Annotated in this window: 7 protein-coding genes; 1 reads left to right on the top strand and 6 read right to left on the bottom strand. The window is 43.6% G+C overall.

Annotation, left to right across the window (positions count from 1 at the left end):
* The 3 genes from V7K97_RS02725 to V7K97_RS02715 form a co-directional block, all read right to left on the bottom strand.
* Positions 1 to 410, bottom strand: a 410-nt coding sequence (locus tag V7K97_RS02725) for a hypothetical protein (protein WP_334799163.1), incomplete at its 3' end; no start/stop codon positions are given.
* A gap of 358 nt (positions 411 to 768) precedes the next feature.
* Entirely contained in the window at positions 769 to 1,608 is an 840-nt protein-coding gene (locus V7K97_RS02720; RefSeq protein WP_334799172.1) for a M56 family metallopeptidase, read from the bottom strand.
* Positions 1,608 to 2,027 carry a BlaI/MecI/CopY family transcriptional regulator gene (locus V7K97_RS02715; RefSeq protein ID WP_099102645.1) on the bottom strand — a complete coding sequence of 140 codons (420 nt, stop codon included), beginning with the start codon at positions 2,025 to 2,027 and terminating at the stop codon, positions 1,608 to 1,610. The genes V7K97_RS02720 and V7K97_RS02715 overlap by 1 nt, the downstream gene beginning before the upstream one ends.
* Positions 2,028 to 2,424: 397 nt before the next feature.
* Between V7K97_RS02715 and V7K97_RS02710 the strand changes: the two genes are divergently transcribed.
* Entirely contained in the window at positions 2,425 to 3,159 is a 735-nt protein-coding gene (locus V7K97_RS02710) for a 2-phosphosulfolactate phosphatase family protein (protein ID WP_334799162.1), read from the top strand.
* Between the two features lie 421 nt (positions 3,160 to 3,580).
* Here the strand turns inward: V7K97_RS02710 and rfbD are convergent, their stop codons facing one another.
* The 3 genes from rfbD to rfbC form a co-directional block, all read right to left on the bottom strand.
* Positions 3,581 to 4,501 carry a dTDP-4-dehydrorhamnose reductase gene (gene rfbD, locus V7K97_RS02705; protein WP_334799161.1) on the bottom strand — a complete coding sequence of 307 codons (921 nt, stop codon included), beginning with the start codon at positions 4,499 to 4,501 and terminating at the stop codon, positions 3,581 to 3,583.
* Between the two features lie 240 nt (positions 4,502 to 4,741).
* Positions 4,742 to 5,566: a class I SAM-dependent methyltransferase gene (locus tag V7K97_RS02700; protein ID WP_334799160.1), complete on the bottom strand. Its 825-nt coding sequence runs from the start codon at positions 5,564 to 5,566 to the stop codon at positions 4,742 to 4,744.
* Positions 5,567 to 5,642: 76 nt separating this feature from the next.
* Complete coding sequence (rfbC, locus tag V7K97_RS02695; RefSeq protein ID WP_334799159.1) at positions 5,643 to 6,188, bottom strand: dTDP-4-dehydrorhamnose 3,5-epimerase; 546 nt, start codon at positions 6,186 to 6,188, stop codon at positions 5,643 to 5,645.
* Positions 6,189 to 6,227 lie beyond the last annotated feature (39 nt).

Genomic DNA, 6,227 nt, shown 5'->3' with positions numbered 1-6,227 from the left:
TCAGAGGTAACTATAGCACCTGGTTGCAGATTCACAAATCCTGTCCAAGAACTGCCATTAAACCGATTGGCGTAAAGGTTACTATCGGTTCCTTTGGCGGCACAGATCACTTGAGTTGTCCCTAATGAGGCACAACTAGGATCAGAGGTAACTATAGCACCTGGTTGCAGATTCACAAATCCTGTCCAAGAACTGCCATTAAACCGATTGGCGTAAAGGTTACTATCGGTTCCTTTGGCGGCACAGATCACTTGAGTTGTCCCTAATGAGGCACAACTAGGATCAGAGGTAACTATAGCACCTGGTTGCAGATTCACAAATCCTGTCCAAACTGCAAAGGCTGGTTGGCTCACCAGGGATAAAATTACCGATGTTGTGCCAATTAAAATTATAAACTTCCTTTTCATCATTAACCCCTATTTACTTCTCAGGCTGAGTTCATATTCTGTAATACCTCAACACTTTTTGGCACTAAATCAGGTAACTTTACGGTATCAATTATCGAGAGTATGCTTATTTCATACTTCATACAATTCTTCTTAATTATTGTTAATAACTAGTCTTATTTATGTACTTCACAGCAGTTCATCGGGACTGCCTTCTGCCTTAAAGCGAGTAACCTTTCATCATCACTAAAATCTGACAAAACCCGATTTTAGTTACCAACACTACGATTTTCATTACCAACACTGCAAGTTTCGTTAGCAACGCTATGAGTTTCGTTACAAACATCACGATTTCGTGCTGTAGTAGCTTGGTAAATTCAACTTAACTATGAAACATCACACTTACTAAAGGTAGAAACGCCAACAGAAAGCCATGCCAAGATTGCAATTGAGCTTCTGGGGTTGGTTCTGGTGGTGCTAATAGAGCTTCTACTCTTTGTTCTAAGCGATCTGCACCAGAGGAACCTAATGCAGCACAGCAAATTTCCGATAAGACGGGGCTGCTACTAACTACTAATAAAAGTGATTCTGCTAGCACCAGAGGGTCTACCTGCAATGCTGCATAACTGTCGGCACGGAGTTCGCGCAAAGCTAACAGTTCTTCCCACAAAGGCTCTGTATTCGGCAACCATGCAGTGCAGGAACGCACCCAACCCAGCCAAAAAAACCAGAACGTATCCCTATAATAGTGATGCCCTTGCTCATGGGCTAAGACGCTTTCTAAATGAGCGGGTGAGAGAGTTTGCACTAATCCTTGGCTAACAACTAGTTCTGGTTGCCAAAAACCAATTTGACCAGCAAACAACGCGCCCGTTTGTAGTAACCTGGCTCGTTTATCCCCCAGATTCACTAGGGGGCAGTTACGGGCAGATTCTACAGACTGCCAACCCTGAAAGGCAAGTTTAATGCATGAAATGGCAAAAAATGCTAAATAAATTAATGCGACTAGATAGCTAATTGAGCCTGTATACATTCCGCCCATTTGTCCTTGGGGTCCCATGAACAGCACTGCGATCGCAGTCATGAAAATTAGCAAGGGCGGGAAGAGAAACAAAAATAGCGATCGCCGCCACCGCAAACTCCAACTACCTTGGGGTTGATTCGCAGAGGATCTTAACCACCAGGCAACTGCCAAAGCATTCAAAATCATTATCAGATGCATCATTGTTCCTCCCTGGCTTGGCGTGCAGATTGAATACGTTTGGCGATCGCTGCTATTTGCTCACTAGCTGCTTCATCTAGGCTATCAGCAAAGGCAGCAACAACATCGGGATTTCCCACCGCGAGAAATCGCTGTAACTGCTCGTGAGCTTTGATGACATCTGATTGTTGTTTACTCAGCATTGGCCGCCAATAGAATGCTCGCTCTTTTTTGTCGCAGGCCAGCCAACCTTTATCAGTGAGGCGACGTAAAACGGTGGTGACAGAAGTATATGCTAATTCGCGGTTGGGATCAGCGAGGATGCGATCGTGTACATCCTTGACTGTCGCTGAACCAAGTTCCCAGATGATATTTAAAATTTCCGCTTCTAAGGGGCCTAAAGATAGTTGTTTAGGGCGGTAGTCGGGTAAAGGTGCCATAGCGATTTCGATGGGGAATGGGAGTGGGGAGTGGGGAATTGGGAATGAGTGAATATTCGTCCCTTTGGGTTGTAACCTGAAAGCTGTAAATTTTTCCCCTTTTAGAAGGTCTGTTATAGTTTTAGATTACAAGATAGTGCTGCAAGTCTGAAAGTCTAAAACCATATAAATGGACTTTTTGAATATTTATTAGGTATTAGGGACTCTTAAGATTTAGTTAAAACCCCAGCCCTTAGTAAGCAGTTTTCTTCCCCACTCCCATTTATGTATTGAATGACATACATTTTGTATTTTGATGGTAAAAAATGTTCCAGAACTAATTGAAATTATAGTTAATGACCCCAACTAGGTAGAATATTATTTGCGGCAGTACTATTAAAGCAGGTGTATCCAGCGCGTGAAGCTATTCGTATACCACACTCCTGAATTGACTCCAACGGATCAAGCGCCAGAATGTGCGATCGCAGTCGATGTATTGCGAGCCACTAGCACAATAGCGACTGTCTTGGCATCTGGAGGCGAAGCTGTACAAGTATTCAGCGATTTAGATCAGTTAATTGAAGTTAGCGAAAAATGGCCTCCTGAAAAACGTCTGCGGGCTGGAGAACGCGGCGGCGCGAAAGTAGCTGGCTTTGAGTTGGGTAACTCTCCTCTCGACTGCACACCAGAATTGGTACAGGGGCGGCGTTTGTTTATCAGTACCACCAATGGCACTCGTGCTTTACAACGGGTACAAGATTCGCCAAATGTATTAGCAGCAGCCTTGATTAACCGGGCGGCAGTGGTGCAATTTCTTCTAGAGTTGCAACCAGAGACAGTATGGATTGTCGGTTCTGGTTGGGAAGGCAGTTTTTCTTTAGAGGATACAGTTTGTGCAGGTGCCATCGCTCATAGTGTTTTACAACAAAGTACCTTGTCAGCAGAAGAACTCGCTGGGAATGATGAAGTAATTAGTGCGATCGCTCTTTACTCTCAATGGCAAGATAACTTATTGGGATTACTTCACCAAGCTAGTCACGGCCAACGATTGTTGCGTCTTGACTGTCAAGAAGATTTAAAATATTGTTCCCAAACTGATATTTTAGATGTTTTGCCGATACAACATGAAACGGGAGTTTTGAAAAGGGGATAGGGACTCTTGACTGGGGACTGGGGAAGGGACTAGGGACTAGGGCGTGTATTTCAAAGTCTTAGATCCCCCCAACCCCCCGATAAATTGGCAGGGCTGTTTCATTCCCTAAAAGGCTCTGATTTACAAGCGTTTCAAGCAAAAAAGTCAGGTGAATAAAAAACCTGATTGGGCAAGAAAATCGCGTTCGCACTGAAATTTACTCGTTGAAGTGGTATCTTTTCAATGACCAAATCAAGCAAATTTCTGACTTACACTATTGACAAAATCTCTCAGAGATCGAATGAAACAGCCCTGCCGATAAATTGGGGGGCAAAGAGTCTCTTAAAGTCCCCCAATTTATCGGGGGATTTAGGGGGATCTAGAAAGTTAGGAGGCTAAACCAGCAGTTTTAAAACACGCCCTAGGGACAGGGGACTGGGGATTAAGGAAGAGTTTTCCCAATCCCCAATCCCCAATCCCCAGTACCCAATACCCAATCTTGAAGCATTTGCCGAAGTCTTTGTCGCCAATGGGGGGGATAAGTCCCTATAATTGCGGAAATTTTTCCACAAGCAAGGACAGAATAGGCAGGGCGACGGGCTGGTGTTGGATATTCAGCTGTTGTAATGGGGACAATATTTTCAACTTTCAAAGAGAAGCCTAACTGTTGGGCTTCTTCAAAAATGGCGACAGCAAAATCGTACCAGCTAGCAACGCCGCTATTAGTGTAGTGATAAGTACCGCTAATTTGTGGAGTTAACTGGGGAATCATTTGGGCTATAACTGTGGCTATATCTTGCGCCCAAGTCGGGCTACCAATTTGATCGGCGACAACACGGAGTTCTTGGCGTTCTGCACCTAGTCGCAGCATGGTTTTGACAAAGTTACTTTTGCCAAAGGTTCCATAAACCCAAGCAGTGCGGAGGATGAGGTGATGGACGCAAGTTTCCCGAATTGCTTCTTCTCCAGCAAGTTTGGTTTTACCGTAGACACTCAAGGGATTAGTCGTGTAGGTTTCCTGGTAAGGGCTACAGGCATTCCCATCAAAAACATAATCGGTCGAAATATGAATTAAAAAAGCTCCTAATTTTTGGCTTTCTTCGGCAATAATTAGGGGTGCAGTAGCATTAATAGCGCTAGCAAGTTCGGGTTCGCTTTCTGCTTTGTCTACAGCAGTGTAAGCAGCAGCGTTAATGATGATTTGCGGCTGTTTTGATCTGATAACGTTGCGGAGGGTATCGGGTTGGGCAAGGTCTACTGTTGGGCGTTCTACTGAGATAAGATTGCCGTAGGATGGGAGTATTTTTTGCAGTTCCTTACCCACTTGACCGTTGCGACCAATTAGCAGAATTGATTTACTCATTCTGATTAGTTCTCAAACCTAACGCAATCATAGAAACATCCTTGAAACGGCTGCAAACCACTTGACTTGATTGCTGTGGAGGAAAGCCGAACGGCAGTTTTAACTGCTGTGGCTCTCCACGAAGAATATCCTTTGAATTTGCTACTCAGTTGGTAATGCATTCTGTGTTATCGTTTACCAGTATTTAGGCAATGTAAGCTAATTAGCATGAGTCTGGATATTTAGATTTGTGCAATTCTCTTAACCTCTCACGGGTGCTTTGCGGGCAACATGAACAGCAGAAAGAAACGAGAGTTGTACCCTATCTCCAAATTTTTCTAGCTTCTGGCGCAATCCTGCAAATAGTAACTCTTTCGCTTGTGGCTCTACTCTCCGCAAGGTAATCAAAAGCTTGAGGTAGTCATCAATGCTATAGGTGACTTCACACGCAGTTTGCTCGACAACCAACTCTTGAAAACAATTGGAGTCTAAAATCTCTTGTTCAAAACCCCTCAAAATCTCCGCTTGAATCTGGGCACCTTCATATCGAACAAAGGAGGGCGCATAAGCTTGATACACTTCCTCTAGAACTTGGTAAACTTCGTATTTCGGTTCTGGGGTCAGATTCCATAGCAAAATAAGAAAACCGTTATCGCACATTGCCGATGCTGTCTTGGTATATCTAATCTCTGGCGGTATCCAATGAAAGGCATTGGCACATAGAACGGCATTGAACTGTTTTGCTTCTAGTTCCCACTCCTCAAATGAAGTATTGCAAATTGTAACTTTTGGATATCGATCGCAGTTGTGTTGTGCCAAATGATAAAAATCCTGGTTTGGCTCAATACACGTCATTGAAAAACCAAATTGAGCAAAAGCCACCGTCGCATTTCCTGGACCACAACCAACCTCAAGAATCGATGCATCTGAGTCAAGTTGGGCTAAAGCCACAGACCGATCAATTAGTTTATGTGGATAGTGCGGTCTTGCATCGTAATAAACATCAGCAACGGGAGAATACCAAGTCCTTCGCTGTTCCAAATCCATAGAAGCTCTGGCATTTATTTCTTGTCTAAAGTCTTGCATCAGCTAGGGCGTGTCAGCAATGAAGTCCAATTTCATTTTAGAAGCAGCAAGGGATCGGTCAAAATTTTTATTAAGGTTAATCAAATACTTCAGCAGTTCTCAAAGATTTACCGGCTTGGTCTTTAGCCGATAAAATCGGTGGCGCACTCAGCGGCCAATCTATCGCTAAATCGGGATCGTTCCATAAAATTGTGCGATCGCTTTGGGGCGCGTAGTAATCTGTAGTTTTGTAGAGAACTTCAGCTATTTCTGAAAGCACGAGAAAGCCATGAGCAAAGCCTGGTGGTATCCACAGTAAGCGTTTGTTCTCAGCACTGAGTTCATAACCCACCCACTTACCAAAAGTAGCCGAGCTTTTTCTAATGTCTACGGCTACGTCAAAGATGATACCAGCAACAGCACGAATTAGTTTTCCTTGGGGTTGTTGGATTTGATAGTGCAGCCCACGCAGAACGTTTTGTTTAGAATAAGAGTGGTTATCCTGGACGAAGTTTGTAACAATACCTGTCTCTTGAGCAAATTTTTGGTGATTGTAAGCTTCAAAAAAGAAACCGCGATTGTCTGTAAATACTTGGGGATCTAGTTGTATAACTTCGGGAATTTTGGTATGTACAATGCTCATTAATATTATTTGGAGTAACCTACCACAGTGTTAATTGTG

This window comes from Nostoc sp., assembly GCF_036917815.1.
Taxonomy (GTDB): domain Bacteria; phylum Cyanobacteriota; class Cyanobacteriia; order Cyanobacteriales; family Nostocaceae; genus Nostoc.
The sequence above is the reverse complement of the archived record's forward strand: the minus strand, read 5'-3'. Positions and strand labels throughout refer to the sequence as shown.